We start from the raw sequence: 26,794 nt of genomic DNA on the forward strand, positions 1-26,794 counted from the left end.
GTCCTCACTTAGCCGCTTTTACGGGAATTAGTTTTGACAAGAATGTAGTCTTAGCCTTGGGCTGAGGGGCGCGACCCGTGAATAATTGAGCCAAGAAATCCATACCTTCAGCGCATTTGCTGTTGGGATTTACGTCAGCCAACATTTGCCCGTTATTGCTTGCGGTTCCGAACAATTGGGGGTCGTAAGGCAAGACTAGGGTTGGTTGTACGCCCAAGGCTTCGGCAAAGTCCTTGACCGGGATCTCGGGCCGTTTGGCAACGCCGACCATATTCAAAATGACCTTTGGTGGCGTGTCGTTTGGGCGACCAACCCGCACCATATCGAAGATGTTTTTGGCATTGCGCAACCCAGCCAGGTCTGGTTGGGCCACGACAACAACCTCATCGGCAGACAACAAGGTTTGCCGCATCCATTTTGACCAAGTGTGAGGCAAATCAAGAACAACATAAGGCACGCCGCGGCGGACCCCTTCGATCACCGTTTCATAGGCGTCTGGGGAAATATCAAACTCGCGTTCCAGCGATGCCGGAGCCGTAAAGAGGGTCAAGTGGTCTGTATGGCGGGTCAGCAAGCGGTCCAGTAACACATCATCGACCCGCTCTGGCTGTTCCAAAGCATCGGCAATACCTGTTGCTGGATCGGTATTGAAGTCGAGGCCGGTGGTCCCCCAAGAAAGGTCAAGGTCTACCAATGTGGTGTTTACGCGGGCATGTTCTGCCATGCACCACGCGACATTATGCGCGATGGTGGATGAGCCAGCACCGCCTTTCGCACCCACAAACGCAATGGTACGGCCCAAGAAAGGCTTGCTCGGATCGACATAAAGGCCGGAAATGGTGCGGATTAGCTGCAAAGGCTGCAGCGGCGGAACGAGGTATTCGGAAACCCCGCGCCGGATCAACTCACGGTATAGGCCAATATCGTTGGACTCGCCGATCAAGATTACTTTGACGCCGGGTTCGCAATAGGAAGCCAGTTCGTCTAATTGCTGAATCAAGGCGGCTGGCGGAGCCAAGCTTTCAACAATGATCAGGTTGGGCGATGGCTGTGCCTGGAAGAATTCAATCGCCCCTGCCAAGCCGCCCATGGAAACGGTCACATGGGCTTTTGCGATCCGGCGATCAGTCGAGGCCGATTGTAGCAGTTGGGCAGTATCAGGTCGCTCACAGAAGACTTGCACCGAGATGCGTGGCACAGGTTGGTCACCGCCGCGTGCTAGCTCACCGACATAGGTTTCTTCAAAGGCGGCTGCATCGAAGTCACCCGGAGAGGCGGCCGCTGGGATGCTTTGCGCATGGGTCGGCTCTAGAAAGTCTAGATCGGCATCCAGCTCAAAAGGCTCGTCAGCCGTTGCCAATTCTTCCCACATGGGCTTGCGTTTTGCATTCCCAATCATTTGCCACCCCCGGCTGCAACGGATCCACTAACTGTCGGCACACCACCTTTGCGGTGTAGATCAATACCTGTCTGAATTCGGGCTGCATCCCGCGGCCCATCTTTGCGATCGCCAAGAAGGTCACCGGGATCAGCAACCATTGCAGCCAAATTGGCGTTCTGAGCGCATGTAAATCGATCGACTGGCGTGTTGTTGGCCGTCTTTCGTGGATCAAACGATGTCCAAGGTTCACAAACGATTGGCTTGGCTTCATAGCGGCCGAAGGTAATCAAAATAGGGGCATTGGACTGCCCTTGCGCTTGATAAGGGCCAGAAGAGATTTTTGAAAAATCGACGCCACCAAGGAAAAGAGCCCGTTGAACATCTTGGGCGACTTGCCCAGCCGTTTGGCTGTTGCTGGCATTAGCCGGTACCGACACAACAATATTGCCGCGGCCAAGACGAACATATTCTTGGGCGAACGCCTTCAGCTCTGCCGCTTCTTGTACGTTGAGGCCAACAGCACCACTCGGTGCGGAAACCGCCATTCGCGCTTCAACGGGGACAACTTCGGGAATGTAGGCATCAAGAACAGTGCGTTTCAAATGGGCCTGCTCCACAAAATCGACAGTGGCCTCTTCTTTGGCAGCATGACCGCCCCCGCAAGCACCGAGTAGCATCAGCGCTGACAGCGCAAGCGCCATGGCGGCGGCCTTGCCGGTTCGGGCGATTGAAGCGTTTGGAGCGACTACTTGGATCATCGGCTTCTTCCTGATCTTAATTCACAATATGGCCGACAGGGGCACGATAACGTCCTTGCGGCAGCCCCTTCGAATCGGGTTTGACGATTTTATTCATGCGACCCAGCAACAAGGCTGTTGCGTCATTTGATGGGGCGTAACCATCCCCTGGCGTCTGCAGTTGGTCCATGGTCGTCGATTTTACGATGTAGGGCGTGACGATGATTACCAGCTCGGTTTCATTGCTTTGGAAATCACGCGACCGGAACAGATTGCCTAAGATTGGTAGATCTTTGAGGCCGGGCATCCCCTCAATCGACTGCCGCGTAGCCTGTTGGATGAGGCCAGCCATCACCATCGAACGCCCTGAAGGCAATTCCATCGTGTTCTCCGCGCGCCGTACAGAGACCCCGGGAATAGACAAGCCGCGGATCGTATCCGTAATGTTCCCTGCCGCATCCCGGATCAGCGTATCAGCTTGGCGGAAGGAGGCAGCCGTAGAGATTTCGGAAACTTCGGTGGAAATCTTCAGAGATATACGATCCGGACTCAAGATGATGGGGGTAAAGCCCAAGCCGACACCAAAGGGCTTGAATTCAACTGAGACGCGATTACCTTCTTGGGCGGTCGGTACAGGGAATTCGCCCCCAGCCAAGAATTTAGCGGGCTCACCGGACGTTGCCGTAAGATTTGGTTCGGCTAAGGTCCGCGCCAAGCCAACACGCTCCAAAGCTTGGATATTGCTATCCGTGCGCTGTCCCGACACCAGTTCGCCGGGCCCATAGGTGACCTCTGTGCGGTTCGTATCGGGGTTGAATCTAGAGCTAAAGCCACCCGCGCCTGCGCCAACGGTTGGGTCGAGAAGACTGGAATTGCCACTCAGGAACGAGTTCGAAACGGGGCGAATGAAATTTTGTGCCCAAGTTGAGTCAATCGTGGTGCCGCCTAAGAAAGCCCCATTGACTGAAAAGCCATTGGCAGTCGCAAACTTAAGACCCCAATCCTCCGGCAAAAGCTGATTGAGGATGTTGGTGGAGGTCAGGTTCATGCCCAATTGCTTGATGACCGAACGTTGCATTTCCACGATGCGAACGCGCAGCATGACCTGATCGCCTGACAAGACGCTCATCATGTTCAGAACTTTGTCGACGCCGCCTGCATATTGGCCGGCAATGCGCAAAACCTGGTCAGCCGTCAGTCCATTGGGGACTTCGCCCGTCAAAATGATGGAGTCGCCCACACTATCAACGACAACGCGTGCCTCTGGCACTAGGCGTTGGATCAAAGCGTTTAACTCTGACGTGTCGCGGGCAACCCGAATCTCCAACGCCAAAATTTGGCGGCCCTGCGCATCTAGAAAGAAGACATTTGTCTCACCCGCTCGGGTGCCGAGCAGAACGGCTCGGCGACCGGTGCGCATGACTGCATCCGTGATGTTTGGGTCAGAGACCACAACATCGCGGGCATCAACTGGCAGATCGACAATCGCCGATTTGCCCAGCCCTAAAGTGAGGCGCTGGGTTGTGGTGGCATGACTGGCTGGTTTTGAGATGGCCGCTTGGGCAGATGCCAAGCTTGGGATCAGCCCAATGCAAAGTACAAGACTTGATGCTGCGGCGAGTAGACTTTTCGCGGTTTGGGTTCTGCGCATCACTGCCCTCCCCGATATACTTTAACGGTCGTCGGGATGGGCTGAGAACCCTGTTGAACCACTTGAGTTGTCGCCGGCTTCGGGTCGCTTGTTTGCGCTATACCGGTGCGTTGGCTCATGACGTCGGTACCGGTCGACGCAAAAGTCGCACCACCAGCATCTGCATAGCCGCGCAAGATGAGTGATAAATCACCCAGTTTGTGGGCGAGACGAACTTTCTCAGCATCGGTTGCAGACAATTCAACTGTTGCGACGCCGCCTGGTAGGGTTGTTTTGTCTTTGTCCTGAGTGACCGACTGGTCGATTGCCAGCACGCGGACATTTTCCAAAATGGCCGCTGAAACGACTTTAGACTGGGACTGACCATTAGAGGTAAATTGTACTTCGCGCGTCAGAATAATGTCGACGCGATCATCTGGAAGCACAAAGCCGGCCACAGCTGTTTCTGGGCTAATTGGGAAAGAAACAGCGCGCATGCCTGGCGTGAGCAGTGCGGCCATAGCCCCTGTTTTTGCATCAACATCAACAATTTTGCTGGCGAGCACAGGTTCGCCCTTCACCATGGCTTGGCGAACGATGCCATTGGCTAACTCTTCAATTGCCTTGGGGCTTTTTGATTGCAAGATGAATCCGGGTGCGGCAGCGCTCGTCGGGGTATAGGCTTCCCATCCCAAGGAGGAAGGCGAAATGCGTTCACCCACAACCATATCGCGCTTAGCAACCAGAACATTGACCGTTTCAACCTTGGCTTCGGCAACCGCAACCGGTTGCGCGACTTGTGGGTTTCCGGCTTGCGACCGCATCCAAATGAATGCGCCACCTGCGACTAGCAAAGCACCGCCAATGATCGAGATTTGCCGAATATTCACGCTACGCATCTCCCGCTCAGGGCTCTCGCAGGCCAATTTCCTGCTGAACCCTTAGAGAATCACCCAAATCCAAAACGATTTACCGGACGACCATGCGTAAATAGGTTCTAAGAAGAGGTTAACGCGATGATTTCTTAGGTTCAAGAAATGCAAACAATTTACACAATTTTAGGTTAAAAACTTGGAAACCAAACGGTATATGGCGTTGCAAGAATTGCCCCGATTCCCAAGGCAACCCCATAAGGTACAGCCGCTGATTTCCGCAATAGTCGACGTGCCCAGCGCGGACTTTTTGGCAGACCAAACCGCTTCGCCAAGCGGCGGCCCAGGATAAGGAACAGCACCAAGACTCCCCCGGCTATGGACGTGTATAGGATGAATGGCATCATTGCGGCTGGCCCAAGCCATAAGGCTGCGGCGCCGGTTAATTTGGCATCACCGCCGCCATAAACGCCGATTAAGAACATGCCCATAGCAATGATCGTCGTAACAAGGCCCACTCCAACGTGGGCCGCGAGTTCATTCACGCCTAAGCCCATCGGCAACGCGAAAACTAAAAAACCTACCGCAATCAGCGTGTTTAACTTGTTTGTAATTAGGAAGGTCCGAACATCGCCGATTCCAGCCCAAATCATCGCCCCTGAAAAGGCTACCAACCCCGCAGCTGCTGCAAATGTTTCAGGTCCAACTGTCATGGTCGTTTTTTAGCATGGTTCCGCTAAGCCAAGGTAAATGACACTGCGGGAGCCGAGGCCGGGGTAAAAACAAAAAAGGCGCTTGGTCCGGAGACCAAGCGCCAATTTAACAGACAAAGTCTGTATTAGCGGCTGCCGATCGAGGTACCGATCGAGTTGAATTGGGCGCTCATGTTGTTGCCCAAGGTGCCCAACGAGGTGATCAGGACAACAGCGATCAAAGCTGCGATCAGACCGTATTCGATAGCGGTTGCACCGGACTCATTGTTGCGGATTTTCTTGAAAAGCTTTTTCATTTTTAGGTTCCCATTCTACATGCGACCGGGTGATTGAAGTCTTGATTGCTTCTAATTCCCTGTGTCCCCATCGTTCTAGCGAAGACTCATAAACATGGCGTAAACTGAAACGTAAAAATTGATCTGACATGCCACTTTCTGGGCACATTTGCGGCCACATAAATTCAAACTACTGATTTTAATGATGATTTTTGGGGGCTGTTTTGCCAAAATTTCTGCAACTTCATAGATTCCGTAGAATTAGATAGAAAATATGAAGTAATATGTTACCGCTCAAAGTACATACCTGAGCCAGTAGGACATAAAAACTAGCCTTTTCCTCTCGTGAAATTGAAAGTTGTTCACCAAGTATGAGTCACATTTTCCCCTTGGGATTTGCTTTATATCTTATGCGCGTAGGAGCGCATCCTTTATGTCTCGGATTTGGCTAGGAGCCCAAAAAGACGCCTGGCCCGAAGACCAAGCGCCAATTTTGGCAGACAAAGTCCGTATTAGCGGCTGCCGATCGAGGTGCCGATCGAATTGAAGCGGTCACTCATATTATTGCCTAAGGTGCCCAACGAGGTGATTAGCACAACAGCGATCAAAGCTGCGATCAGACCATATTCGATAGCTGTTGCACCGGACTCATTGTTGCGGATTTTCTTGAAGAGTTTTTTCATCTTTAGGTTCCCTTTCTACATGCGACCAGGAGGTTGAAGTCTTGATTGCTTACAATTCCCCGTGTCCGCCCCGTTCTCTTGAAGACTCATAAACAGGGCGTTAACTCAATCGTAAGAATTGATCTGACATGCCATTTTCTCAGCAAATTTGTGGCGAGACTGACTTACAATATTGATCTTAAATAAGATTTTTTTCTTTGTTTCGCCAAAATTTCGACACTTTCGTGGTTTCCGTAGGATTGGGTAAAATTGACGAAGTAATATGTTACCGCTAAAAGAACAGAAATCAGGCAAAAATGCAAAAAGCTAATATTTCCTTTTTCAATAAACTATAGGTTGTTGCTCTAAGTTTAGACGCAATTACCGCATGGTATTTTCTCTACCTCATATCCGCGCTGCGGAAGGGGTCATTATTCAAACTCTTTGGCGTCACAAGTTGCGAGCTTTTCGGTCGCAAACGGCCTTTACTTGTTAATGGCTGGTTTACAGGTGGGGGGTAAAACGAACGACAGCACGGAGTTCTGTCATGTCCAATTTTCCGAAATCATTGGCTTTGTTTGCCAGCGCCTTTGTCGTACTGGTTGCAGGTTCGGCAGCCGCGCAGTCCTTTCAATTGGAAGTCGATCAAACCCAGCCCTTGCGTTTTGAGCGCCCAGTGACAGGTGTGGTTGTCGGAAATGCCAGCATTGCCGATGTGATTGTCCATGATGCCCGCGTGCTCTTTGTCATTGGTAAGTCGACCGGCACCACAGAGATTACCGCTGTAGACGCTGCAGGCCGCACGGTGTTTTCGGGGACTGTGCAAGTGCGGCCGGCTCATGTGCGCGACATGGTTACCATTCAACGTGGCCGAGAGATTTCCACCGCAATCTGCCAGGAGCGGTGCATCCCAAATGTTCATTCTGAGGGGACCACGCAGGGCAATGTTCCCGCTGTGACTGCCATCAACCAGCGATCGGGTTTCGCTGCGGGCTCAGGATCGCGCCAATAGAGCTTAGATCGTCGTTAATAGATAAAAATGTCATCGTCGCTTTAAGCAGACTGAAACGCCCTCTGTGCTTAGTGTGTCTGTATTGAAGGAGTGGACGATGTCTGCATTGCTCTCGATCATGGTTAAACGGCTGCGTTCTCGTCGCGCTAAGCAGGGCAAGCGAGGCACAGCTGCTGTTGAATTCGCGATGGTCGCCACGCCATTCATCTTCATGTTGTTTGGCATTTTCGAAACCATGATGATTTTCTTTGTGCAGACGACGCTGGAAGCCGCTGTCGCCGAAGAAGCTCGGAAAATTCGTACAGGTCAGGCACAATCTACTTCAGCCCCAATTACAAAAACCCAGTTTAAAGCCAATGTTTGTGCCCGCATGATGGGTTTGGCGGATTGTAATGCCCGATTGTTTGTTCAAGTTCAGAACCAGCCCGTGTCCGGTACTCTGCCGGTTCCCTGGGCAGATGGAACCTTAACACCGGGTTCAGCCGCCGATGAGCCCTACGAGACGACGGCAGCCAACGCGATTGTTGTGGTGCGTGGGTATTATGTCTGGCCGTTAATGACCCCAGGCATTTCCAACGCCATGCGTAATTTTTCCGATACGTCTTCGGGCGGCACCCTCGGAAACTATAACCGCATCATTGCCGCAACATCGGCATTCCGCAACGAACCGTTCAATTGAGGTTGTTTGTGATGACGTTCAAAACCTCACTTAAAAACCAATTGAGTCATCTAAGTCAGACATCGCAAAACCGCACCGCCGAGCGCGGTGTTTCCGCTGTCGAGTTTGCTTTGATCGCGCCGCTCATGATTCTTATGCTGTTTGGCGCGTCAGAAGTTAGTCAAGCCGTCAGCGTCGACCGCAAAGTAATTCTCGCAGCGTCAACATTGGGCGACTTGGCCGCGCAAACTGACCGGGTAAGCTGTGCGGATCTCGCCCAAATTGCCAATGTAACGCGCGGCGTCTTCGCCCCCTATACGGCCACGAGCCCGTCACTTGTGGTGGGCTCCATCGCCCTACAAGCCGGCACCCCGAAAGTAGAGTGGAGCCAAGAAATTGACGGCACAGGCGGCTGCGCCAATGTCAGCAACAGCCATTCTTTGAAAGTTGGGAATACGGTTGCGGTCGACACAGGCCTGTTTGCAACAAATGGTGGCGTTGTTGTCGGGGAGGTCACCCTTCAATACACCTCGCTAGGAACTTCGTTTCTATCGGGCACCACGACGATGCGGGAACGCTTTTACTTTCGGCCCCGTAAGTCCGCCAAACTCTGCTTGACTAGTGTGTCTACGCCGGGTTGCTAGCCTGAGCTTACGCCTGCTCTCAGGCTTTCAAAGCGTGCTGGGTTTGTATCCAAGGCTAATCTGTTCAAAGTGTGGATCGGTCGAACCCCAGTAATGGCGTTGGTTAAGCAGGCTGCCTCGCATCTGGTGAGGTCAACATGGCTGACCCTACCTTCGACGACCAGTCCAGCGCGGATCAAACGCCCCCGAATAATCCCAGGTAGGGCCCCATCTTCGATCGGTGGGGTACGCCATGTACCCGCAACCTGGATCATCAGATTTGAACTTGTCGCACAGGCAATTGACTCATCGGGTCCACGCATCAAGCCATCGTCGGCCCCTTGTGCCTGCGCCATCGACAGGGCAACGATATTGTCGACATAGGATAAGGTCTTAAAGCGTGCGGACGGGGCTCCCCAAGCTCGCCGAACATCCACAATACAGGCCTCTATGGGCGGGAATTCAGCTGGCACGGCGGCAAGTGTCGCCAACAAGTTAGGTTGACTATTCTCCGGTATCTTTAATCCCCTCGGCCCTGTTCCGCGCGTAAGTGTCAGGCGCAGCGCTCCTGTTTTTGCGCCACTTTTTGCGGCAAGGTTCAGCAGGCCTTGTTCAATTGAGTCAATCTCAAACGGGACCGACAGCCCTAACTCGCGGGCACCATGGCCCATTCGGGCCATATGATCTTCGAAAAAGCGAATTTCTTGGCCCGTCCAAAGCAGCGTCTCAAACAGGCCATCGCCAAGGGTAAAGCCTCGATCGCTTGGATCAACCCGGACCTTGGCGATTTTTTCCAAGCGGCCATTAAACCAACAGAATTCTCCAAGCGCGGAAGCTGTCACGCCACGTCTCCTCCATGGGCGGCAATACGAAGCGCACGCGCTTTCACTAAAATTTCTTCATATTCGGTTGCCGGCTCACTATCGGCCACAATGCCAGCGCCAGCCCGGGCGTCAATCTGCCAAAGATCGCCATGCCTGCGGCACGCAGCGGTTCGGATCAACACATTGGAATCGGCTGCTCCGTCAAAGCCAACCCGGATCATGGAGCCGCACCAAGGGCCGCGCGGCTCGCCTTCTAACTCGCTGATGATCTCCATGGCACGGACTTTGGGTGCGCCTGTAATGGATCCCGGTGGGAAACAACTGCGCAGCGCATCGAAAAAGCTTAGGCCTGGTTTTTGATGGCCGCGCACTTCAGAAACTAAGTGATGTACCGTGGAAAAGCTCTCTAAATCGCATAGGCGTGGCACCTTCACGCTGCCGGCCTCGCAGACACGGGCAATGTCATTGCGCATCAAGTCGACAATCATCAAATTTTCAGCTCGGTCTTTGTCGCTGGCAAGCAAGGACTGCGCACTTCGGCTGTCTTGAGCTGGATCTTTGTATCGGGGAGCGGTGCCTTTGATTGGGCGCGTTTCCAAGGTGCCTGTCGGGTCTCGAGAGATAAAACGCTCTGGCGAGTGGGATGCGACCACCTTATCACCTAAGCATAGATAGGCCGCAAACGGGGAAGGATGACGGCCCATAAGGCGACAAAACAAATCCAGAGGCGTGTCATTTGGCGCGAGTTGGCCCGAGAAGCGCGCAGATATATTGGCCTGAAATATGTCACCCGCATGGATATAGTCGACGACGCGTGCGATCTGTCTTTCGACGGTGGCGCGCGGCAAAGACGGGATCAGCGCCAGTTCGGTGGGGGCTTCTGCGGCCCTCACGGGCAGCGGGCAGGCAGCCTCTAGAGAGGTTGCCAGTTTTTCTGCGCGCTTCTCAGCTAGGGCAAAGTCCAAACGCCCAGCGGAATTAAGGCCCCAAGACAATACCCAAGCTCTTTGATTTTCTGCATCAAACACGGCCAGAGTATCATACAGACCCAGCCAAACATCTGGCCACGCATTGGGCCAGCTTTCTTTGCCAGTCTCTGGTAAAACCTCGAAGGCGTGGCCAAGCTCGTAACTCAAAAGGCCAGCCCACCCCCCTTGAAATGGTCCTAGCTCTGGGTGCGGCTTGATACCGGGGGCCACTAAGGCTTCATGCAAGTCCATAAAGGGGTCATGGCCAGCGCTGCGGTGCCAACTATGGATACGAACCGGCTCCGCCATCACATAGGACCAGCGCGACAGGGTATGGGTGCCGCCACCGATGAAACCAAGACAGCCGGCCTGCTGCTCCAAAGAGGCAAGTGCTTGCAGCGCAGGCTGCCAGGAAAGAGGGCGAACGGCAGGATGCGTCACGTTGGCGTCTTCTCGTCAGAGGATCTGGGCTGTCCGCAATCTAGTAAGTCCCGCTTTCAAGGCGAGGTGGTTGCTTGACAAAAAGCATGAGGAAGAGTCCGCCGATTAGCAAAAATCCAGTCGATGCCAATCCAATCTGCTGGCTTTGAAACGCCTTGGTGAATATCCCTACCAACATTGGGCCCATCCAAACGGTGGCAGAACCTGCCAAAGAGTAAAGTCCAAAGAATTCTCCTTCCATACCCTTGGGCGCAAGTCTGGCCATCAAAGTGCGTGAGGAGGCATAGGCTGCTGTGATGGATATGGCGATGATGATTGCTCCACAGACAAATACGACTTCGGGCAGAGTGGTGAACATAGGCGCATTCCAAATTGGCGTGTCTGGCACTACCGGCAAGCCAAACACATGGGTCTTGGACTGTGCGGTTAAGACAATTAAACACACTAAGGTTACGCCAATTTCTGCGATGATGGACCATTTCGCCCCTATCCGCGCATCAACCCTGCCGGCCACCAACCCGCCAAAAACCGCAAATATCGACAAGATCACACCATAAGCGGACATTTCCAAGAGGTCCCAGCCAAACACACCCGCTGCGGTCACCCCGGCAACAATCAGTATGGCGGTTTTGCCGTCGACATAGAGCATGCGGGCAATCAGATAGAGGCCTGCATTGCGGTCAACCCGAAATAGACGACCAACGGCTTTGAACATACCTACGACCCCATCAATGGCTGCTTTTGACGGTTTCATGCCGGAAGGCTTTTTGTCGCGGGAGAAGAAAAACAAAGGTAAGGCAGCCATCGCAAACCAAATGGCAGTCATTGGCGCGACAATGCGACTGGTCTCGTGGGTTGCAGTGTCTAGGCCGAATAAAGGCTGGCTGGGCACAAAGCTCCAATCCACGCGCCCGGGGAACGCTAAACCCCAAAGGACGAAGATCAAGAAGACGACGGAAGCCAGATTACCGAGCGCCAGTCCCAGACCAGACGCGTGTGGTAAAGTTGCTGGCGTAGAGGCTGTTGGCAACATCGCATTGTGCAGCACTTCGGTATAAGCAAACATGACCCCAAGTGCGGTGGTCAAGGCGCCGATCATGACAATCGATAGTCCGCCTTGGCCGGCGGGCAGCGCCCACCATAGACTAAAAATGGCCAGCACCATGGTAAAGGTGACGAGGCCCAAGATTGGCTTGCGGTTACCAAAGCGGTCTGCAATGGCACCCAGAAATGGGCCCGTCACGGCCACGATTATCCCAGCCAGCGTATGCCAACTCGCGATCGTTGCCTGTCCTACCACGGGGTCTGAAAACACGGTCGTCGCAATATAGGGCGCAAGAATATAAATCGTGCACAGGATCACGTAGGGATTACGGCCGGCCTCAAAACAGGCCCAAGACAGGGCAGAGCGATCTAGCTTTTCAGGTGAATTGGTCGTTATTGTTGCGGTTAGGCTGCTTATCTCAGTCACGGAAACTTCCTTCAGCGCCAATTTGGCGACCCGCTTTGCCTTCAAGCGTCGCCCATCATGTCATGCTTATGGCAAGCGGTAAAGGGCGGGCCATACCCAACCCAATACCGGTCATTTCTTTTTTTCCCAACCCTTTACTTTGATTAATCCCCCAGCCATTTAGCAGGCCAGATCAATAACCTATTTAGGAGCGGCAGCGATGAGCTATGTTCTAATCCATAATCCGGGCTGCGGCTCGTCGAAAAAGGGTCTTGAAGTGCTGGAGGCCGCCGGCATTCAGCCCGAAATCCGCCGCTATATGTTGGTGGCAGAGCGTTTGAGTGTGGATGAACTCAAAGAAATCGCCAAAAAAATGGGCGGGGTTTCGCCGCGCGCCTTCATGCGCGAAAAGGACGCTGCTGACGCGGGCCTTCCCGCGGATGCAAGCGATGCGGATGTGTTTGCCGCAATGGCCAAGAACCCAAAGCTTATCCAGCGTCCGATTGGAATAAATGGCGATAAAGCGGTCCTTGGTCGTCCGAACTCTGCTCTTTTGACCATTATCTAAGGCCTTCTCCGCAACGCGCGGAAGGTGGGGTGCCAATGCTTATTCTGGCCATCGATACAGCGCTAAATGCCTGCTCCGTGGCGGTTTTGCGATCAGGCGAAGTCCTTGTGTCGCGCGTGGAGCCTATGGCCAAAGGTCAGGCGGAGCGCCTCGCTCCCATGGTGGGTGAAGTGTTGGCCGAGGCGGGGGTTACGGCACCTCAGATTGATCGAATCGCGGTGACGCGCGGGCCTGGTGCCTTTACAGGACTCCGGATTGGCCTAGCCTTTGCGCGTGGCTTTGCTCTGGCTTTGGATCGACCCTGCCTCGGCATCTCGACGCTGGAAGTCCTCGCTCATGGGGCGGCGGCTCCGCGTATCTTGGCGGCCATTGATGTCGCCGGAAGCCTCTTTGTTGGGGCGTGGGAGGGGCGGATGTGCGTTATTGAGCCGTGTCGCCTTGATGTCGTAAGCGTGCTTGATCGGCTTGATGGGGATTGGCACTTTACCGGGCCAGGCTTGGCCAGTCTGGCCCGACTTCGCCCGCATTGGCAGCTGGTTACGCAAGATATGCCAGACCCTGTGATATTGGCACACTTGGCCCAGCACCGTGACCCGGCCGCCAACCCACCCGCTCCGCTTTACTTGCGCGGACATGAGGCAAAGCTTCCCGGAGGGCTCTCTTTGGAATCTGCGCTGACATGACTTTGCGCCGTGCGGACCCCTCAGATGCAGCGGCCCTTGCCCGTATCCACCAAGCTGCGTTTGATCATTCATGGTCGGAAGCCGACTTTGCGACTTATGTGGCATCAGATTTTGTTTGGATCATTGGCAAGCCGATTGCAGGCTTTTTATTGGTTCGGGCTATTGGCGACGAAGCTGAGATTTTGACCTTGGCTGTTGATCCATCAGCGCGGCGAAACGGTCACGCCGCCGCTCTTCTCAGCGCTTCGAAACGAGACTTGGTCGGACATGGTGTTGTTCGCCTTTTTTTGGAAGTTGCCGCCGATAATCTGCCGGCTTTAGCGCTCTATGAAGGCCAGGGATTTACGCCAATTGGCGTCCGCAAAGCTTATTATCGGCGCGAAAATGGCCCGACTATGGACGCAAAGCTTCTTTCTTGTGCGTTGACTACAGCACATTGATGTCAAAGCTGTAGACGAAACAGCGCAAACCTCGCATATCTTAACCATGACGGATGGAACCACTATGCCTGATCGCATTGAAGCCCTTTGCGTGGAAAAAGGTCTGCGTATGACCGAGCAGCGCCGCATCATCGCGCGCACTCTGTCGGAAGCCAAAGATCATCCTGACGTGGAAGAATTGCATCGCCGCGCAGCGGCGGTCGATAAAGGCATTTCTATCGCCACGGTGTATCGCACCGTCCGCTTGTTTGAAGAAAGCGGCATCCTCGAACGTCACGATTTTCGCGATGGGCGTTCGCGTTATGAAGAAGCAGGTGCCGAGCATCATGACCATTTGATCGACATGAAAACAGGCCGCGTGCTTGAATTCGTCGATCCTGAGATCGAGCGCCTTCAACAAGAAATCGCTCGTCGTTTGGGCTATCGGTTGATCGACCATCGGCTCGAGCTTTATGGCGTCCCGTTTGAGGATTCTTGATACCGCTTCCTCCTGCCGTCCGCTTACCTTTGCTCCCAACAAAAAGGCTGCCCCTATGTTCAAAAAGAGACTGACGTCCCTCATGTTGATTTCGTGCGTTGCGCTTGTGGCGTGCCAGCCTGCCGGTGCCGATCAAGATAAGTCGGTGATGGATGGCGTAGATGGCAAAGCCGCCGAAGCGCCGCTGGACGCGAATGGCCAAGCCGCTAAGGAGTTTTTGGAAAAGAATAAGAGCGCTCCGGGCGTAATCACGACGGCCTCGGGCCTGCAATATGCGGTCATTGCCAAGGGTCCAGAGACTGGACCTAAGCCAGCAGTCGATTCGATGGTGCAGGTGAATTACGAAGGCAAGCTTTTGAATGGCGAAGTGTTTGATAGCTCCTTTGCCCGTGGCGAAGCGGCAGAGTTTCAAGTTGGTGCTTTGATTCCGGCCTGGGTCGAAGCTTTGCAAATGATGCGCCCCGGCGATGAATGGACGATTTGGGTGCCGCCCGCCCTAGGTTACGGTGCCCAAGGCGGTGGTCCAATTCCGCCGAACTCGCTCTTGATCTTCCGCATGAAGCTGGAAAAGATCGTGGGTGGCCCTGATTCCGATGCAGGGATTCAGGCCGAAAAGGGGGCGACCCGCTGAGTTTTTGGGCTTCGCATCCGCTTCGCTGAGGAAGCCTGTGCCAAAGCTGGTGACAAGGCGGCTTCCTCAGCCTATAAGCCTTTTAACAGATCGACTTTGATCGCCTGAGGCGGTCAAAGCGGCTCCGGGTCACCGGAGCCGCTTTTTCTTTGTTCTAAAACTTGCCGGCCTCCACGGAGGGATGGCGCAACAGATTGAGACCCACGTGCGCACAACGTCGCCCTATGAAGACAAACTCTTGGCTTTGATTGAGCCTGCTGCCCGCGATTTGGGTTATGAGATTGTGCGCGTGCGTCTGATGGGGTCGCGTCGCAAGACCTTTCAGATCATGGCAGAGCGCCCCGATGGCCGTATGTCGTCCGGCGATTGTGAAAAGCTGTCGCGGGGCTTGAGCCCGCTTCTTGAAGCTGAAGATCCGATTGAGGGGGAATATGCGCTGGAAGTCTCTTCTCCAGGCATTGATCGTCCTTTGACCCGCTTTTCAGATTTTGATCGCTGGATCGGTTGGGAAGCGAAGCTGGAGCTAGATCGCGGTATCGAAGGGCGCAAGCGCTTTTCCGGTGAGCTAGCTGGAACCGAAGACACCCATATCTGCATCAATCTCGAAGGCGAAGAAGACACAGCCCTTATCCCCTTCGAATGGATCGCCAGTGCCCGTCTGGTGCTGACAGACGATCTAATCCGCGAATCCCTGCGCCGTCGCGGGGCAGATGAAGACGAACTTGAGCAATTGGAAAAAGCTCTGGATGACGATCAGGTGGAGTTTGTCACCGATGATGATGTCTTACCAGAGGTGGATCCAGATCTAACCTAATCAGCCCATTCCGTTTCAGAAGGAAGACAAACATGGCCATTTCCGCCAACCGGCTTGAACTTTTGTCCATCGCCCGCTCGGTCGCATATGAAAAAAATATCGACGAGTCGATCGTGGTTGAAGCGATTGAAGAGGCGATCAGCAAAGCTGCCCGCGCCCGCTATGGTGCTGATCATCAAATTGATGCTCGCATCAATCCGAAGTCGGGTGAACTGACGTTGAAGCGCAAGCAGACGGTGGTTGCGACCCAAGACGATGTCGAAAACCCCAGCCAGCAAATTCCGCTGTCGGTTGCTAAGCGCATCGACCCCAGCGTGGATGTGGGCCATGTTTTTGAAGAAGACCTGCCTTTGTTCGACTTTGGCCGCGTGATGTCCTTGACCGGTAAGCAGGTCATCACACAGCGGGTCCGCGAGGCAGAGCGTGACAAACAGTTTGAAGAATACAAGGACCGTGTTGCCGACATCATTAATGGCATCGTCAAGCGCGTTGAATATGGCAATGTGATCGTCGATCTGGGTCGTGGCGAAGGCGTTATCCGCCGTGACCAGACCTTGCCACGCGAAAATCTGAACATGGGCGACCGCGTCCGCTGCTATATCTACGACGTGCGTCGCGAGCCAAAAGGCCCACAAATATTTCTGTCGCGTGCCCATCCGGGCTTCATGGCCAAGTTGTTCGAAGCTGAAGTCCCTGAGGTTTATGACGGCGTCATCGAAATCAAGGCGGTGGCCCGTGATCCGTCCTCGCGCGCCAAGATCGCCGTTTTCAGCCACGACAATTCAATCGACCCCGTGGGCGCTTGCGTCGGTATGCGTGGTTCGCGGGTACAAGCCGTGGTTGGTGAATTGGGTGGCGAGAAAATCGACATTATTCCTTGGTCGCCAGACCCTGCAACCTTCATCGTGAATGCGCTTCAGCCCGCTGAAGTGACCAAAGTGGTTCTCGACGAAGATGAAAACCGCGTGGAAGTCGTGGTTCCAGATGAGCAATTGAGCTTGGCCATTGGTCGTCGCGGCCAAAACGTCCGCCTCGCTAGCCAATTGACTGGCTGGTCGATCGATATTCTGACCGAAGAAGAAGAGCGTTCGCGCCGCGAGAAAGAAGCCAATAGCCGTACTGAATTGTTCATGGGCGCGATTGACGTCGATGAAATGATGGCGCGCCTCTTAGTCTCGGAAGGCTTCGAGACCATTGAGGAATTGGCTTATGTTGAATTGGGCGACCTTTTGCAGATTGAAGGCTTTGACGAAGACGTCTCCGCCGAGCTGCAAGCCCGCGCACGCGATTACATCGAACGCGCTCAAAACGAACTTAACACCAAGCGCACCAGCCTTGGCGTGGAAGACGAAGTTTTGGGTCTGCCAGGAGTTACGCTCGAAATCGCCATCAAATTGGGTGAAGGCGGCGTAAAAACTGTGGAAGACGTCGCTGGCTTGGTCTCAGACGATCTGCGCGGCTGGTTTGAAGTCAAGAATGGCGAAAAAGTCCGCTTCCCTGGCCTTTTGGAAGGCATGAGCATGACCGTCGAGCAAGCGGATGCGCTGATCATGGCAGCACGTGTCGCCATGGGCTGGGTTGAGGCTCCTGCGGTGGAGGAAGCCGAAGCAGAGGCGGAAGTTGCCGCCGATGGACAAGAGTGAACGACGTGAAGGCGCCGGACGCGTTCGGCGCTGTGTAGCCACAGGAGAGGTTCAGCCCGAGGCTGGACTGATCCGATTTGTGGCCGATCCTGATGGCTGGGTCTTTCCCGATCCAGCCGCGCGGGCACCTGGTCGTGGGGTCTGGGTAACCTCCACGCGGGAGGCTGTAGCCCTTGCCATCAAAAAAGGTGCCTTTTCGCGTGGTCTCAAACGCGAGGCGAAGCCGCGCGAAGATCTGATGGACAGATTAGTCGAGGCTTTGCGCCAACGCTGTTTAAATCAGCTCTCGATCGCGCGAAAAGCTGGCGAAATCGTTCTCGGCAATGATCAAGTTGCCTCGGCGTTGCGAACCGCAAAGCCAGCGTGGCGCATTGAAGCCAGTGACGGATCGCCAGATGGTCGAGGTAAATTAGACGGCCTGTCGCGCATGTGGGGCGGGGTGCCAACTGCAGGCTGTTTCACTGGGGTGGAAATGGGCATGGCGTTAGGACGCGATGTTGTGATACATGCTATCTTAATGCCAGGGCGTTTAGCAGACAGCTGGACGACGGACATTAGGCGCTTAGCGGGTTTTATTCCATTAGTGCCCGATGATTGGCCAAGGGACGGCACCTATATATAGGGGCAGGTCTATTTGGAACTGGACGAAGCCGATCTTGACCGGCACAGAACGCCCGGGCGGTAACCCTGCTCGAACGGCGGTTCTTGTGCTTGCTGGACCTAATTTGGGGGCCAAAGGCCGGTTTAAATTTTACGACGCGCCACTGCGTGCGCAAGGATGAGCATGAGCGACGGTAACGACAACGAAAACCAAACGGGGCGTAAGCCTCTGACCCTTTCCCGCAATGTGGGCGCTGGCACCGTTCGCCAGAGCTTTTCGCATGGGCGCACCAACCAAGTTGTGGTTGAGGTCAAGAAGAAACGAACCATTGGCCCTGGCGAAGCACCTGCAGCTGGCACACCCGGATCTGTGCCAAAGCCAGCCTTTACCCCGCCTTCCCGTCCTGCAGCCCCCGTAGCCGCAGCGCCCGCAGCAAAGCCTGCGGCACCGGCCCCGTCTGACGACTCGCGTCAAGCGCCTGCACGGACCACCAAGACTTTGGGTCTGTCTGACAGTGAAATGAAAGCCCGCATGGCTGCGCTCGAGCGTGCGCGGGAACAAGAACAAATCCGCCGCCAACAGCAATTGGCTGAAGCTGAACTGCGTCAGCGTCGTGAAGAGGCTGATCGTCGTCGCGCCGAGGAAGAACGTCAGCTCGCCGAAGCCGAAGCACAACGCAAGCGTCAGCAGGAAGAAGAGCAGCGGGCCGCCGAAGCCCGCCGCGCTGCAGCACAGGCTGCGCTCAACATCCAAAATGATGGCCCTGTTCGTGGCCGCGAAGAAGCGGCCCCAGCCTATGAGCCTGAACCACAAGTTTCGGGTGCCGACCGTGGCGATGATACTGGCGAAGCCCCATCGGGCGAAGAAGGCGAAGACGGCGACTTGCTGTCGGAATTGGGTGGTCGGGTAAAGCGGCAAAAAGTTGCCGTTGTGCGCGCTCCCCCTGTTTCGCGTGCCAAAGGTGCCCAACAGCGCCGCTCAGGCAAGCTGACAATTACATCGGCCTTGGGCGACGATTCGGATCGTCAGCGTTCATTGGCTTCGGTTCGGCGGGCTCGCGAGAAAGAACGCGACCGCCGCTTGCGCATGCTGAAAGGTCAAGAGCAGACCAAGCAAGTGCGCGAAGTCGTTGTGCCCGAAGTCATCACCGTGGCCGAATTGGCCAACCGGATGGCCGAGCGCCTAACAGACGTTATCAAATATCTGATGAAGCAGGGTCAGATGATGAAGGGGGCGGACAATCTCGACGCAGATACCGCCGAATTAATCGTCACCGACTTTGGTCATACTGTGAAGCGCGTGGCCGAATCAGACGTGGAAATTGGCCTTGAAGGCGAAGCTGATACCGACGAGAACCAATTGCCACGTCCACCGGTTGTCACCATCATGGGCCATGTTGATCATGGTAAGACGTCGCTACTGGATGCCATTCGTTCGGCGGATACCGTCAAGGGCGAAGCTGGTGGCATTACTCAGCATATCGGGGCCTATCAGGTACGCTTGGGCAGCGGCGATCGTGTAACCTTCTTGGACACACCAGGTCACGCCGCCTTCTCCAGCATGCGCGCCCGTGGGGCCAGCATCACAGACGTGGTGGTTTTGGTGGTCGCGGCAGACGATGGTGTCATGCCACAAACGGTGGAGGCGATAAATCACGCCAAAGCCGCTGGCGTTCCCATGATTGTGGCCGTCAACAAAATCGACAAGCCAGAGGCCAATCCGCAAAAGGTCTTGAACGAGCTTCTGCAATATGAAGTTCTGACGGAAGCTGTGGGTGGCGACACCTTGTGGGTGCCCGTCTCGGCAAAAGAGCGCACCAATCTGGATACCCTGTTGGAAACCATCCTCCTTCAGTCGGAAGTTTTGGACCTGAAGGCCAATCCAGATCGCGCTGCAGAAGGGGCCGTCATCGAAGCCAAGCTCGACAAGGGTCGGGGTTCGGTCGCGACCGTCCTGGTACAACGCGGGACTTTGAAGCGCGGCGATCTGGTTGTGGCCGGCACCCAATGGGGCCGTGTTCGCGCCTTGACCGACGAGCGTGGCCAAACCTTGCAATCGGCTGGTCCATCGCAGCCCGTTGAGATCTTGGGTCTTGATGGAACACCAGAGCCTGGCGATGTCGTGGTTGTGGTCGACAGCGAAGCCCGCGCCCGCGAAGTTACCGATTACCGGATCCGCATGAAGCGGGAAAAGGTCGTCGTTCGCCAAACCGCGCGTTCGGGTCTGGAAGCCATGTTGGCCCGTATCAAAGATGCCGAAGTCAAGGAATTCCCGCTCATCGTCAAAGCCGATGTGGGTGGGTCCGCCGAAGCCATTACTGCCGCGCTCGAAAAGCTCTCGACCGAGGAAGTACGCGCGAAAGTTATCCATCAAGCCGTTGGCGGGATTACCGAGAGCGACGTGTTGTTGGCCAAATCGTCCGGCGCACCGATCCTTGCGTTCAATACACGGGCACCCAAGCAAGTGCGTGACTTGGCCGAGCATGAAGGCGTTGAGATCCGTTATTATTCCATCATCTACAATCTGTTGGATGATGTAAAAGACATTCTCTCCGGCATGTTAGAGCCAGAGCGGAAAGAAACCTTCTTGGGCTACGCCCAAATCTTGCAGGTATTCAACATCACCAAGGTTGGCAAAATTGCTGGCTGTAAGATCAATGAAGGCAATATCAAACGTGGTTGCGGTGTTCGTTTGCTGCGCGATGATGTTGTCATCCATGAAGGCAAGCTCTCTACCTTGAAGCGCTTTAAGGACGAAGTTAGCGAAGTTTCGGCTGGCCAAGAATGCGGTATGGCATTTGAAGGCTATCAGGACCTGCGCGAAGGCGACCTGATTGAGTGCTTCGACGTGCAGATCATCAAGCGCAGTTTGTAGGTCGAAGTTAAATCCCCTGGGTACTGGACGGGCCAATTTTGTCTTGGTTCGTTCGCAAGCCAATTGCGTTTGCAGCCGCGCCAAAGCCGGCAGCGATGATCATTCCGATGAGAGTTGCGCTATCCGGTGGCGTTAGAAATGGGGTTTGATACTGTGGCTGGATCATGGCTCCAGCCATACGACCCATGATTGCGCCAACGACCAGTATTGGAAGAACCCCTGCTAAGCGCACCTTGCTCAATAGCCAAACAATCATTGCGCCCGCAGCCAGATAGGGCAGCACTTCAAATGCGCCCGAAAATCCTGTTTTCAGAGCGTCATAATTGAAGCGCCCGATGAGATCACCAGTGTCAGCATATCGCCAGTCTATTGGATGCTCGCTGTATGGTGCCGAATTCTTGGCCGTGAATAGGACCGTGAGGGCTGTGGCTGCCAAAAAGCCGGCCAGAATTTGCTGCCAAGTCAACTTGTCGGCTCTGAACCAATTCGCGTGTGGGCTAGATGAAAAGAGGATGCGTTTAGGCGGGTTGTTAGACTGGCCGACGCACGGGGCACACAGATGTCCCAAAACACAGCCGAACCCGGCTACGAGCAAAACTTGGAGTGTGATCTCAGCATAGCTTATATAGATGGATGTTAATCCGAAGCGGTCCCAAACAAGCGATGTTGGCCATCCAACCGAAATGCTGTCCGGTCTTTGCATAAGAGCTGCATTCACGAGGAGTGCAGCAAAGGCCACGATTGCTGCAGAACCGAGGTGCGTAACTGTCAACGGACGTCGATCATGCTTGATCCAAATCCAAATCAGACAGCAACTGACAAGAATTCTAACCAGATTGGTCAGGTCAGCATTTACTTGAAAGCACGGGTCAAACGCCTCGCGAGTCTGCATTGCCAAAATGGCTGTTGCCTCACACTCATTTAAGACATGTGAGAAGTCAAACCGAAGCGCGCCCGCCAGTGCAATCGCACTCAGCACTCTGAGCGCGAGATGGGCACCATAAAGAGGCGCGTCATAATAGGATATGCCGCGTTGTCGACCCAACTTTATCGCAAGAATGATCAGGACAAAATAGACAGGGAAAAGCACAAAAGGGATCGTCGCATAGGCACTCGCGCCGAAGCTTGCCACCCAAACTCGTTTGCTCTTAGCCAATGCCCACATGCTAGAATAAACCCTTTAGGCACGCACAGGATACCAGCCTCAAGCAAACCCATCGCGAATTGCTCCTTACCATAAGTTACTTCATGCGTCAATTATATTTTAGGTATCGCCCATCGAAAGATGTTCTTTAGGGTGCGCCCGACTTGCCCCCGTCGTCACAACCCGCTACATCCCGCTCCCGCCCCTGAAACTGGCCGACACCAGCAGGCGCGCAAAAGGCAAAACAATCATGGCAAAGCGTTTCGATCATTCATCTGGCCCTACCCAGCGGCAATTGCGGGCGGGGGAAAATATCCGTCACGTGTTGGTCGAGATTCTGCGTCGGGGCGATATTCGAGACCTTGCCTTGGTGGACAAGAGCATCACGGTTGGTGAAGTCCGCATGAGTCCAGATTTGAAGCACGCCAATGTGTTTGTGGCGGCCCTTGGCCTTGAAGATGCCGAGGAGATTGCCAAAGCGCTGAACCGTGCTTCGAAATTCCTGCGCGGCGAATGTGGGCGGGCGCTCGAAAGCAAATTTACCCCAGACCTGCGCTTTATTGCCGACACATCCTACGACGCGGCCCTGAAGATGAATGATCTTTTCAACGATCCCAAGGTTCGTGCCGACTTGATCAAACCGGCGGATGAGGCCTGATGTCGCGGCGCAAGAAGGGTCAGGATGTCCACGGCTGGATCGTTCTGGATAAGGACCTACACCTCACCTCCACCGATGCGGTCACGCGCGTCCGGCGGGCATTTGACGCGAAGAAGGCGGGCCATGCCGGCACACTCGACCCCTTGGCGACGGGCATTTTGCCGATTGCTTTAGGCGAAGCCACCAAGACGGTGGCTTGGCTGATGGAGGCTGAGAAGTCCTATCGCTTTACGGTCGAATGGGGGGCGTCCACCGATACCCAAGACCGCGAAGGCAAAATCATCGCCACTTCGGACGTGCGGCCCAGCAGAGAGGCGATAGAAGCGGCTCTGAAAGGCTTCATCGGTGAAATCCAGCAAGTCCCGCCCATCTATAGCGCCATCAAGGTCGCGGGCGAACGGTCCTATGATTTGGCGCGTGATGGCGAAGTGCCAGAGCTCAAGGCCCGAACCGTGCTATTGATTGAGGCGAATCTTGTTGATGTGCCCGACGCCGATCACGCCACGATTGAGTGTCGCTGTGGCAAGGGCTTTTACGTCCGCGCCCTGGCCCGCGACCTTGCAACAGCGCTTGGCGCGGAGGGGCATGTGAGTGCCTTGCGACGTACGTCGGTCGGGCCATTCCATGAGAGCGCAGCAATAACACTGGAAAAGCTACAGGAAGTATGCCATAGCGACGCCGCGTCCGACAGCCTTTTGCCAGTTGAGACCGCGCTGGACGACATCCCGGCGCTGGCCGTAACAGCGGAAGAGGCTTTCAGGTTGCGGCAAGGCCGCGGGATTGTTCTTCTCCCCCACCAGGTTGAAGAGCTGCGCTCCAAGCGCAGACCACGTGTTGTCTCTGGCGAAGATATGAGCCGGGCAGCATTGGCAACCCTTCAAGGGCAAGCCGTCGCTATAGGAGACGCACGCGCGGGGCGGTTTGAGCCGGTCCGTGTGTTTCAACTCAGTGCGCGCGATTGAACCCGCCGCCAACCCAAAGGAAACCACGATGTCGGTATCACCAGAGCGTAAGCTCGAAATTATGAAAGAACATGGTCTCGCCCCGAACGACACGGGCAGCCCAGAAGTCCAAATCGCCATCCTGACCGAGCGGATTGTAAACCTGACTGAGCACTTCAAGTCTCACAAGAAGGACAACCACTCCCGTCGCGGTCTGTTGGCCATGGTATCTTTGCGCCGCCGTTTGCTGGACTATGTGAAGTCCCGCGATGTGGCACGTTATCAGGCCATTTTGACCAAGCACGGTCTGCGTCGCTAAGGCGCTGTGACAAAACCAATCGGGGCGGTGCGAGATGCGCCGCCCTTTTGCTATTTGCCCCTCAACCGAAATCGGCAATCGGGGTAAGATGAAAGATGGCCCCCGCATAGGGCGAGGGCTTTCTCCGGCAAGGACGCCGGACCCCTCAGTTCAGGAAGGCCTGGGCTGAGTTTTGTAGGCGGCAGCATGGGGAAGGCTCCATGATCTGCCAGAAGGAATGATGATGTTTGACATAAAGACTGTTTCGCTCGAATGGGGCGGACGTACGCTGACACTGGAAACTGGCCGCATGGCGCGCCAAGCCGACGGGGCCGTTTTGGCTACCTATGGCGACACACAAGTTCTCGCGACCGCTGTTGGTGCGCGTTCGGCCAAGCCGGGGATCGATTTCTTCCCCTTGACCGTAAACTACCAAGAAAAATTCTATGCAGCTGGCCGTATTCCCGGTGGCTATTTTAAGCGCGAAGGCCGTCCAACTGAAAAGGAAACGTTGGTTTCCCGTCTGATCGACCGCCCCATTCGTCCTCTGTTTGCCAAAGGCTTCAAGAACGAAACCCAAGTTGTGGTCACCACCTTGTCGCACGATCAGGAAAATGATCCCGATATCGTCGCCTTGGTGGCCTCTTCGGCAGCTTTGGTTCTGTCGGGTTTGCCGTTCATGGGCCCGATTTCGGCCGCGCGCGTTGGCTATATCAATGGCGAATATGTCCTGAACCCAACCGTCGATCAGCTCAAAGAAAGCGACATGGATTTGGTGGTCGCAGGGACCGCTGAAGCCGTGATGATGGTTGAATCTGAAATCTACGAATTGTCCGAAGAAGTGGTGTTGGGCGGGGTATCCTTCGCGCACAAGCAGATGCAGCCTGTGATCGATCTGATCATCTCGTTGGCCGAGCAAGCCGCCAAAGATCCTTGGGACTTCCAAGCCGAAGATCACAGCGCTGAATATAAGGCTGTGAAGGACATGATCGGTGCCGAAATCGACGCGGCCTACCGCATCGCCGACAAGGGTGCCCGTCAAGACGCCGTTGGCGCCGCCAAAAAGCGCGCCGAAGCCGAACTGGTCGCTTCTGAAACCAAGCCAGACGGCATGGACCCATCGCTCTTCAAGACGGTGTGTAAAGAAGTCGAAAGCGACATCGTGCGCAGCGCCATCGTGAAGGAAGGCCGCCGCATCGATGGTCGTCCTGTTGACAAGGTTCGTGCGATTGTATCGGAAGCGGGCGTGCTCCCCCGGGCACACGGCTCGGCTCTGTTCACCCGCGGCGAAACCCAGGCTCTCGTGGTTGCCACCTTGGGTACTGCCGATGATGAGCAATTTATCGACAGCCTTGAAGGCACCTATAAAGAGCGCTTCATGCTGCATTATAACTTCCCTCCGTATTCGGTGGGCGAAGTTGGCCGCATGGGTGGCGCAGGTCGTCGCGAAATTGGTCACGGCAAGCTCGCTTGGCGTGCGATGCAAGCGGTTCTGCCAACTCCAGAACAATTCCCTTACACCATCCGTTTGGTGTCGGAGATCACCGAATCCAACGGTTCGTCCTCGATGGCGTCGGTCTGCGGGGCCTCTTTGGCTTTGATGGATGCAGGTGCCCCAATCAGCGCGCCCGTGGCTGGCGTGGCGATGGGTCTTGTGTTGCAAGATGATGGCAGCTTTGAAGTTCTGACCGACATCCTGGGTGATGAAGATCATCTGGGTGACATGGACTTTAAAGTCGCAGGTACCGAAAATGGCATCACCTCGCTGCAAATGGACATCAAGGTGGCCGGCATCACTGAGGAGATCATGAAGGTCGCCCTCACCCGTGCCCATGCTGGCCGGATGCACATTCTGGGCGAAATGGCCAAGTCCTTGACCGGTGCCCGGGGTGAGCTCAATGCCTTTGCACCAAAGATCGTGTCCTTCACCATCCCAACCGACAAGATCCGCGAAGTGATCGGCACCGGTGGCAAAGTCATCCGCGAAATCGTCGAAAAGACCGGCGCGAAAATCTCGATCGAAGATGATGGCAGCGTGAAAGTTGCTGCTTCCGATCAAGAGAAGATCGATGCCGCTGTGAAGTGGGTGAAGAGCATCACGGATGAAGCCGAAGTGGGCAAAATCTACGAAGGCAAAGTCGTCAAAGTGATGGAATTCGGGGCTTTCGTGAATTTCTTCGGTGCCAAGGATGGCCTCGTCCATATCTCGCAATTGGCCAACCGCAAGGTCGCCACTGTCGGCGAAATCGTCAAAGAAGGCGACACCGTGAAGGTGAAGCTGATGGGATTTGATGACCGCGGCAAAACCCGCTTGTCGATGAAAGTTGTCGACCAGGTGACGGGCGAAGACATTGAAGAAAAGCTGAAAGCAGAGCGCGCTGAGCGTGGGGAGCCTGAAGAGGTGGAACAACCCCGTGAGCGTAGCGAACGCCCCCGTCGCCGTCGCGACTAAGGCTTTCTGGTTCACCTGATTTGCCAACGGCGATTCCTTCGGGGGTCGCCGTTTTGCTTTTTTCGGCTGCATTCGTAGTTAATCATAGTTTTCCGTCCAGAAGGCTTTGGTGCAGGCCCTGCCCGCCCCAAAGGCCAAGTTCGATTGTTCGCGGGCGATTTGACGCGACCCATCGCCCGAAAACGATATTCAAAGCGGTTGGGTGGACCAGAGGGATCACCAAAGCGCGTCCAGATAAAAAACCCAACCAAAACCACTGTCGTCCCCGCCGAAGCGAAGCGTAGAGCGGGGACCTCCTTACGCTTTTGCGCCACAAGGTCCCG

The 26,794-nt window shown here is 55.0% G+C and carries 27 protein-coding genes; 16 read left to right on the forward strand and 11 right to left on the reverse strand.

The window, feature by feature from the left end; genetic code table 11:
* Positions 1 to 4: 4 nt before the first annotated feature.
* The 7 genes from B7364_RS15785 to B7364_RS15815 all read right to left on the reverse strand — a co-directional run bounded on the left by B7364_RS15785 (position 5) and on the right by B7364_RS15815 (position 6,291).
* Entirely contained in the window at positions 5 to 1,399 is a 1,395-nt protein-coding gene (locus tag B7364_RS15785) for an AAA family ATPase (RefSeq protein ID WP_085340993.1), read from the reverse strand.
* The gene (locus B7364_RS15790) at positions 1,396 to 2,139 is read right to left on the reverse strand and encodes a CpaD family pilus assembly lipoprotein (protein ID WP_085340994.1); all 744 of its coding nucleotides are present in this window, start codon (positions 2,137 to 2,139) and stop codon (positions 1,396 to 1,398) included. Before B7364_RS15790 ends, B7364_RS15785 begins: the two co-directional genes overlap by 4 nt.
* A gap of 16 nt (positions 2,140 to 2,155) precedes the next feature.
* A complete protein-coding gene (locus B7364_RS15795; RefSeq protein ID WP_157893747.1) occupies positions 2,156 to 3,769 on the reverse strand; it encodes a type II and III secretion system protein family protein in 1,614 nt (537 codons plus the stop codon).
* On the reverse strand, positions 3,769 to 4,638 hold the full coding sequence (gene cpaB, locus B7364_RS15800) for a Flp pilus assembly protein CpaB (protein ID WP_157893748.1): 870 nt from the start codon (positions 4,636 to 4,638) through the stop codon (positions 3,769 to 3,771). Before cpaB ends, B7364_RS15795 begins: the two co-directional genes overlap by 1 nt.
* Positions 4,639 to 4,811: 173 nt before the next feature.
* Positions 4,812 to 5,333, reverse strand: a complete 522-nt coding sequence (locus tag B7364_RS15805) for an A24 family peptidase (RefSeq protein WP_085340996.1) — start codon at positions 5,331 to 5,333, stop codon at positions 4,812 to 4,814.
* Between the two features lie 125 nt (positions 5,334 to 5,458).
* Positions 5,459 to 5,629, reverse strand: a complete 171-nt coding sequence (locus tag B7364_RS15810) for a Flp family type IVb pilin (RefSeq protein WP_085340997.1) — start codon at positions 5,627 to 5,629, stop codon at positions 5,459 to 5,461.
* Between the two features lie 491 nt (positions 5,630 to 6,120).
* Positions 6,121 to 6,291 (reverse strand): Flp family type IVb pilin, encoded by a 171-nt coding sequence (locus tag B7364_RS15815; protein WP_085340998.1) that lies wholly within the window; start codon positions 6,289 to 6,291, stop codon positions 6,121 to 6,123.
* 526 nt (positions 6,292 to 6,817) lie between these two features.
* Here B7364_RS15815 and B7364_RS15820 point away from each other — a divergent pair.
* From B7364_RS15820 to B7364_RS15830, 3 genes are all read left to right on the forward strand, one after another.
* Entirely contained in the window at positions 6,818 to 7,282 is a 465-nt protein-coding gene (locus B7364_RS15820; RefSeq protein WP_085340999.1) for a pilus assembly protein N-terminal domain-containing protein, read from the forward strand.
* A gap of 97 nt (positions 7,283 to 7,379) precedes the next feature.
* Entirely contained in the window at positions 7,380 to 7,961 is a 582-nt protein-coding gene (locus B7364_RS15825) for a TadE/TadG family type IV pilus assembly protein (protein ID WP_085341000.1), read from the forward strand.
* A gap of 11 nt (positions 7,962 to 7,972) precedes the next feature.
* Complete coding sequence (locus B7364_RS15830; protein ID WP_157893749.1) at positions 7,973 to 8,584, forward strand: TadE/TadG family type IV pilus assembly protein; 612 nt, start codon at positions 7,973 to 7,975, stop codon at positions 8,582 to 8,584.
* Here B7364_RS15830 and B7364_RS15835 read toward each other — a convergent pair.
* From B7364_RS15835 to B7364_RS15845, 3 genes are read right to left on the reverse strand one after another with little or no spacing between them, the layout of a single operon-like run.
* Positions 8,581 to 9,405 carry an aminotransferase class IV gene (locus B7364_RS15835; protein ID WP_085341002.1) on the reverse strand — a complete coding sequence of 275 codons (825 nt, stop codon included), beginning with the start codon at positions 9,403 to 9,405 and terminating at the stop codon, positions 8,581 to 8,583. The two genes, B7364_RS15830 and B7364_RS15835, sit on opposite strands and share 4 nt — an antisense overlap.
* Positions 9,402 to 10,796 carry an anthranilate synthase component I family protein gene (locus tag B7364_RS15840; RefSeq protein WP_085341003.1) on the reverse strand — a complete coding sequence of 465 codons (1,395 nt, stop codon included), beginning with the start codon at positions 10,794 to 10,796 and terminating at the stop codon, positions 9,402 to 9,404. The genes B7364_RS15835 and B7364_RS15840 overlap by 4 nt, the downstream gene beginning before the upstream one ends.
* Before the next feature lie 40 nt (positions 10,797 to 10,836).
* Positions 10,837 to 12,267, reverse strand: a complete 1,431-nt coding sequence (locus tag B7364_RS15845; protein ID WP_157893750.1) for an MFS transporter — start codon at positions 12,265 to 12,267, stop codon at positions 10,837 to 10,839.
* Between the two features lie 199 nt (positions 12,268 to 12,466).
* On the opposite strand from B7364_RS15845, the gene B7364_RS15850 reads away from it, so the two are divergent.
* From B7364_RS15850 to infB, 9 genes are all read left to right on the forward strand, one after another.
* Positions 12,467 to 12,814, forward strand: coding sequence for an ArsC/Spx/MgsR family protein (locus tag B7364_RS15850; protein WP_085341005.1), 348 nt, complete (start codon positions 12,467 to 12,469; stop codon positions 12,812 to 12,814).
* Between the two features lie 35 nt (positions 12,815 to 12,849).
* Positions 12,850 to 13,497 (forward strand): tRNA (adenosine(37)-N6)-threonylcarbamoyltransferase complex dimerization subunit type 1 TsaB, encoded by a 648-nt coding sequence (tsaB, locus tag B7364_RS15855; RefSeq protein ID WP_085341006.1) that lies wholly within the window; start codon positions 12,850 to 12,852, stop codon positions 13,495 to 13,497.
* Complete coding sequence (locus tag B7364_RS15860) at positions 13,494 to 13,937, forward strand: GNAT family N-acetyltransferase (protein ID WP_085341007.1); 444 nt, start codon at positions 13,494 to 13,496, stop codon at positions 13,935 to 13,937. The genes tsaB and B7364_RS15860 overlap by 4 nt, the downstream gene beginning before the upstream one ends.
* A gap of 64 nt (positions 13,938 to 14,001) precedes the next feature.
* Positions 14,002 to 14,415: a Fur family transcriptional regulator gene (locus B7364_RS15865; RefSeq protein WP_085341008.1), complete on the forward strand. Its 414-nt coding sequence runs from the start codon at positions 14,002 to 14,004 to the stop codon at positions 14,413 to 14,415.
* A gap of 82 nt (positions 14,416 to 14,497) precedes the next feature.
* Positions 14,498 to 15,046 (forward strand): FKBP-type peptidyl-prolyl cis-trans isomerase, encoded by a 549-nt coding sequence (locus B7364_RS15870; protein WP_085341033.1) that lies wholly within the window; start codon positions 14,498 to 14,500, stop codon positions 15,044 to 15,046.
* Between the two features lie 181 nt (positions 15,047 to 15,227).
* Entirely contained in the window at positions 15,228 to 15,860 is a 633-nt protein-coding gene (rimP, locus tag B7364_RS15875) for a ribosome maturation factor RimP (protein WP_106407661.1), read from the forward strand.
* Positions 15,861 to 15,892: 32 nt separating this feature from the next.
* Entirely contained in the window at positions 15,893 to 17,503 is a 1,611-nt protein-coding gene (gene nusA / locus B7364_RS15880; protein ID WP_085341009.1) for a transcription termination factor NusA, read from the forward strand.
* Positions 17,490 to 18,125, forward strand: coding sequence for an RNA-binding protein (locus B7364_RS15885; RefSeq protein ID WP_085341010.1), 636 nt, complete (start codon positions 17,490 to 17,492; stop codon positions 18,123 to 18,125). The genes nusA and B7364_RS15885 overlap by 14 nt, the downstream gene beginning before the upstream one ends.
* Before the next feature lie 162 nt (positions 18,126 to 18,287).
* The gene (gene infB / locus B7364_RS15890; protein ID WP_085341035.1) at positions 18,288 to 20,978 is read left to right on the forward strand and encodes a translation initiation factor IF-2; all 2,691 of its coding nucleotides are present in this window, start codon (positions 18,288 to 18,290) and stop codon (positions 20,976 to 20,978) included.
* A gap of 7 nt (positions 20,979 to 20,985) precedes the next feature.
* Here the strand turns inward: infB and B7364_RS15895 are convergent, their stop codons facing one another.
* Complete coding sequence (locus B7364_RS15895; protein ID WP_198534295.1) at positions 20,986 to 22,110, reverse strand: hypothetical protein; 1,125 nt, start codon at positions 22,108 to 22,110, stop codon at positions 20,986 to 20,988.
* A 262-nt stretch (positions 22,111 to 22,372) separates the two neighbouring features.
* On the opposite strand from B7364_RS15895, the gene rbfA reads away from it, so the two are divergent.
* The 4 genes from rbfA to pnp all read left to right on the forward strand — a co-directional run bounded on the left by rbfA (position 22,373) and on the right by pnp (position 26,471).
* A complete protein-coding gene (rbfA, locus tag B7364_RS15900) occupies positions 22,373 to 22,780 on the forward strand; it encodes a 30S ribosome-binding factor RbfA (RefSeq protein ID WP_085341012.1) in 408 nt (135 codons plus the stop codon).
* The gene (gene truB, locus B7364_RS15905) at positions 22,780 to 23,742 is read left to right on the forward strand and encodes a tRNA pseudouridine(55) synthase TruB (protein ID WP_085341013.1); all 963 of its coding nucleotides are present in this window, start codon (positions 22,780 to 22,782) and stop codon (positions 23,740 to 23,742) included. Before rbfA ends, truB begins: the two co-directional genes overlap by 1 nt.
* A gap of 28 nt (positions 23,743 to 23,770) precedes the next feature.
* A complete protein-coding gene (rpsO, locus tag B7364_RS15910; RefSeq protein WP_085341036.1) occupies positions 23,771 to 24,040 on the forward strand; it encodes a 30S ribosomal protein S15 in 270 nt (89 codons plus the stop codon).
* A 223-nt stretch (positions 24,041 to 24,263) separates the two neighbouring features.
* Positions 24,264 to 26,471: a polyribonucleotide nucleotidyltransferase gene (gene pnp / locus B7364_RS15915; RefSeq protein ID WP_085341037.1), complete on the forward strand. Its 2,208-nt coding sequence runs from the start codon at positions 24,264 to 24,266 to the stop codon at positions 26,469 to 26,471.
* Positions 26,472 to 26,794 lie beyond the last annotated feature (323 nt).

Origin of the sequence: Aquidulcibacter paucihalophilus (genome assembly GCF_002105465.1) — a bacterium.
Taxonomy (GTDB): domain Bacteria; phylum Pseudomonadota; class Alphaproteobacteria; order Caulobacterales; family Aquidulcibacteraceae; genus Aquidulcibacter; species Aquidulcibacter paucihalophilus.

Coding starts and splice junctions, on each gene's coding strand:
- B7364_RS15795 (WP_157893747.1), bottom strand. CDS start 3,769: ATGCGCAGAACCCAAACCGCGAAAAGTCTACTCGCCGCAGCATCAAGT.
- B7364_RS15830 (WP_157893749.1), top strand. CDS start 7,973: ATGACGTTCAAAACCTCACTTAAAAACCAATTGAGTCATCTAAGTCAG.
- tsaB (WP_085341006.1), top strand. CDS start 12,850: ATGCTTATTCTGGCCATCGATACAGCGCTAAATGCCTGCTCCGTGGCG.
- B7364_RS15820 (WP_085340999.1), top strand. CDS start 6,818: ATGTCCAATTTTCCGAAATCATTGGCTTTGTTTGCCAGCGCCTTTGTC.
- nusA (WP_085341009.1), top strand. CDS start 15,893: ATGGCCATTTCCGCCAACCGGCTTGAACTTTTGTCCATCGCCCGCTCG.
- rbfA (WP_085341012.1), top strand. CDS start 22,373: ATGGCAAAGCGTTTCGATCATTCATCTGGCCCTACCCAGCGGCAATTG.
- B7364_RS15860 (WP_085341007.1), top strand. CDS start 13,494: ATGACTTTGCGCCGTGCGGACCCCTCAGATGCAGCGGCCCTTGCCCGT.
- B7364_RS15885 (WP_085341010.1), top strand. CDS start 17,490: ATGGACAAGAGTGAACGACGTGAAGGCGCCGGACGCGTTCGGCGCTGT.
- B7364_RS15805 (WP_085340996.1), bottom strand. CDS start 5,333: ATGACAGTTGGACCTGAAACATTTGCAGCAGCTGCGGGGTTGGTAGCC.
- B7364_RS15815 (WP_085340998.1), bottom strand. CDS start 6,291: ATGAAAAAACTCTTCAAGAAAATCCGCAACAATGAGTCCGGTGCAACA.
- B7364_RS15790 (WP_085340994.1), bottom strand. CDS start 2,139: ATGATCCAAGTAGTCGCTCCAAACGCTTCAATCGCCCGAACCGGCAAG.
- B7364_RS15785 (WP_085340993.1), bottom strand. CDS start 1,399: ATGATTGGGAATGCAAAACGCAAGCCCATGTGGGAAGAATTGGCAACG.
- B7364_RS15870 (WP_085341033.1), top strand. CDS start 14,498: ATGTTGATTTCGTGCGTTGCGCTTGTGGCGTGCCAGCCTGCCGGTGCC.
- infB (WP_085341035.1), top strand. CDS start 18,288: ATGAGCGACGGTAACGACAACGAAAACCAAACGGGGCGTAAGCCTCTG.
- B7364_RS15850 (WP_085341005.1), top strand. CDS start 12,467: ATGAGCTATGTTCTAATCCATAATCCGGGCTGCGGCTCGTCGAAAAAG.
- truB (WP_085341013.1), top strand. CDS start 22,780: ATGTCGCGGCGCAAGAAGGGTCAGGATGTCCACGGCTGGATCGTTCTG.
- rimP (WP_106407661.1), top strand. CDS start 15,228: ATGGCGCAACAGATTGAGACCCACGTGCGCACAACGTCGCCCTATGAA.
- B7364_RS15810 (WP_085340997.1), bottom strand. CDS start 5,629: ATGAAAAAGCTTTTCAAGAAAATCCGCAACAATGAGTCCGGTGCAACC.
- B7364_RS15825 (WP_085341000.1), top strand. CDS start 7,380: ATGTCTGCATTGCTCTCGATCATGGTTAAACGGCTGCGTTCTCGTCGC.
- rpsO (WP_085341036.1), top strand. CDS start 23,771: ATGTCGGTATCACCAGAGCGTAAGCTCGAAATTATGAAAGAACATGGT.
- pnp (WP_085341037.1), top strand. CDS start 24,264: ATGTTTGACATAAAGACTGTTTCGCTCGAATGGGGCGGACGTACGCTG.
- B7364_RS15865 (WP_085341008.1), top strand. CDS start 14,002: ATGCCTGATCGCATTGAAGCCCTTTGCGTGGAAAAAGGTCTGCGTATG.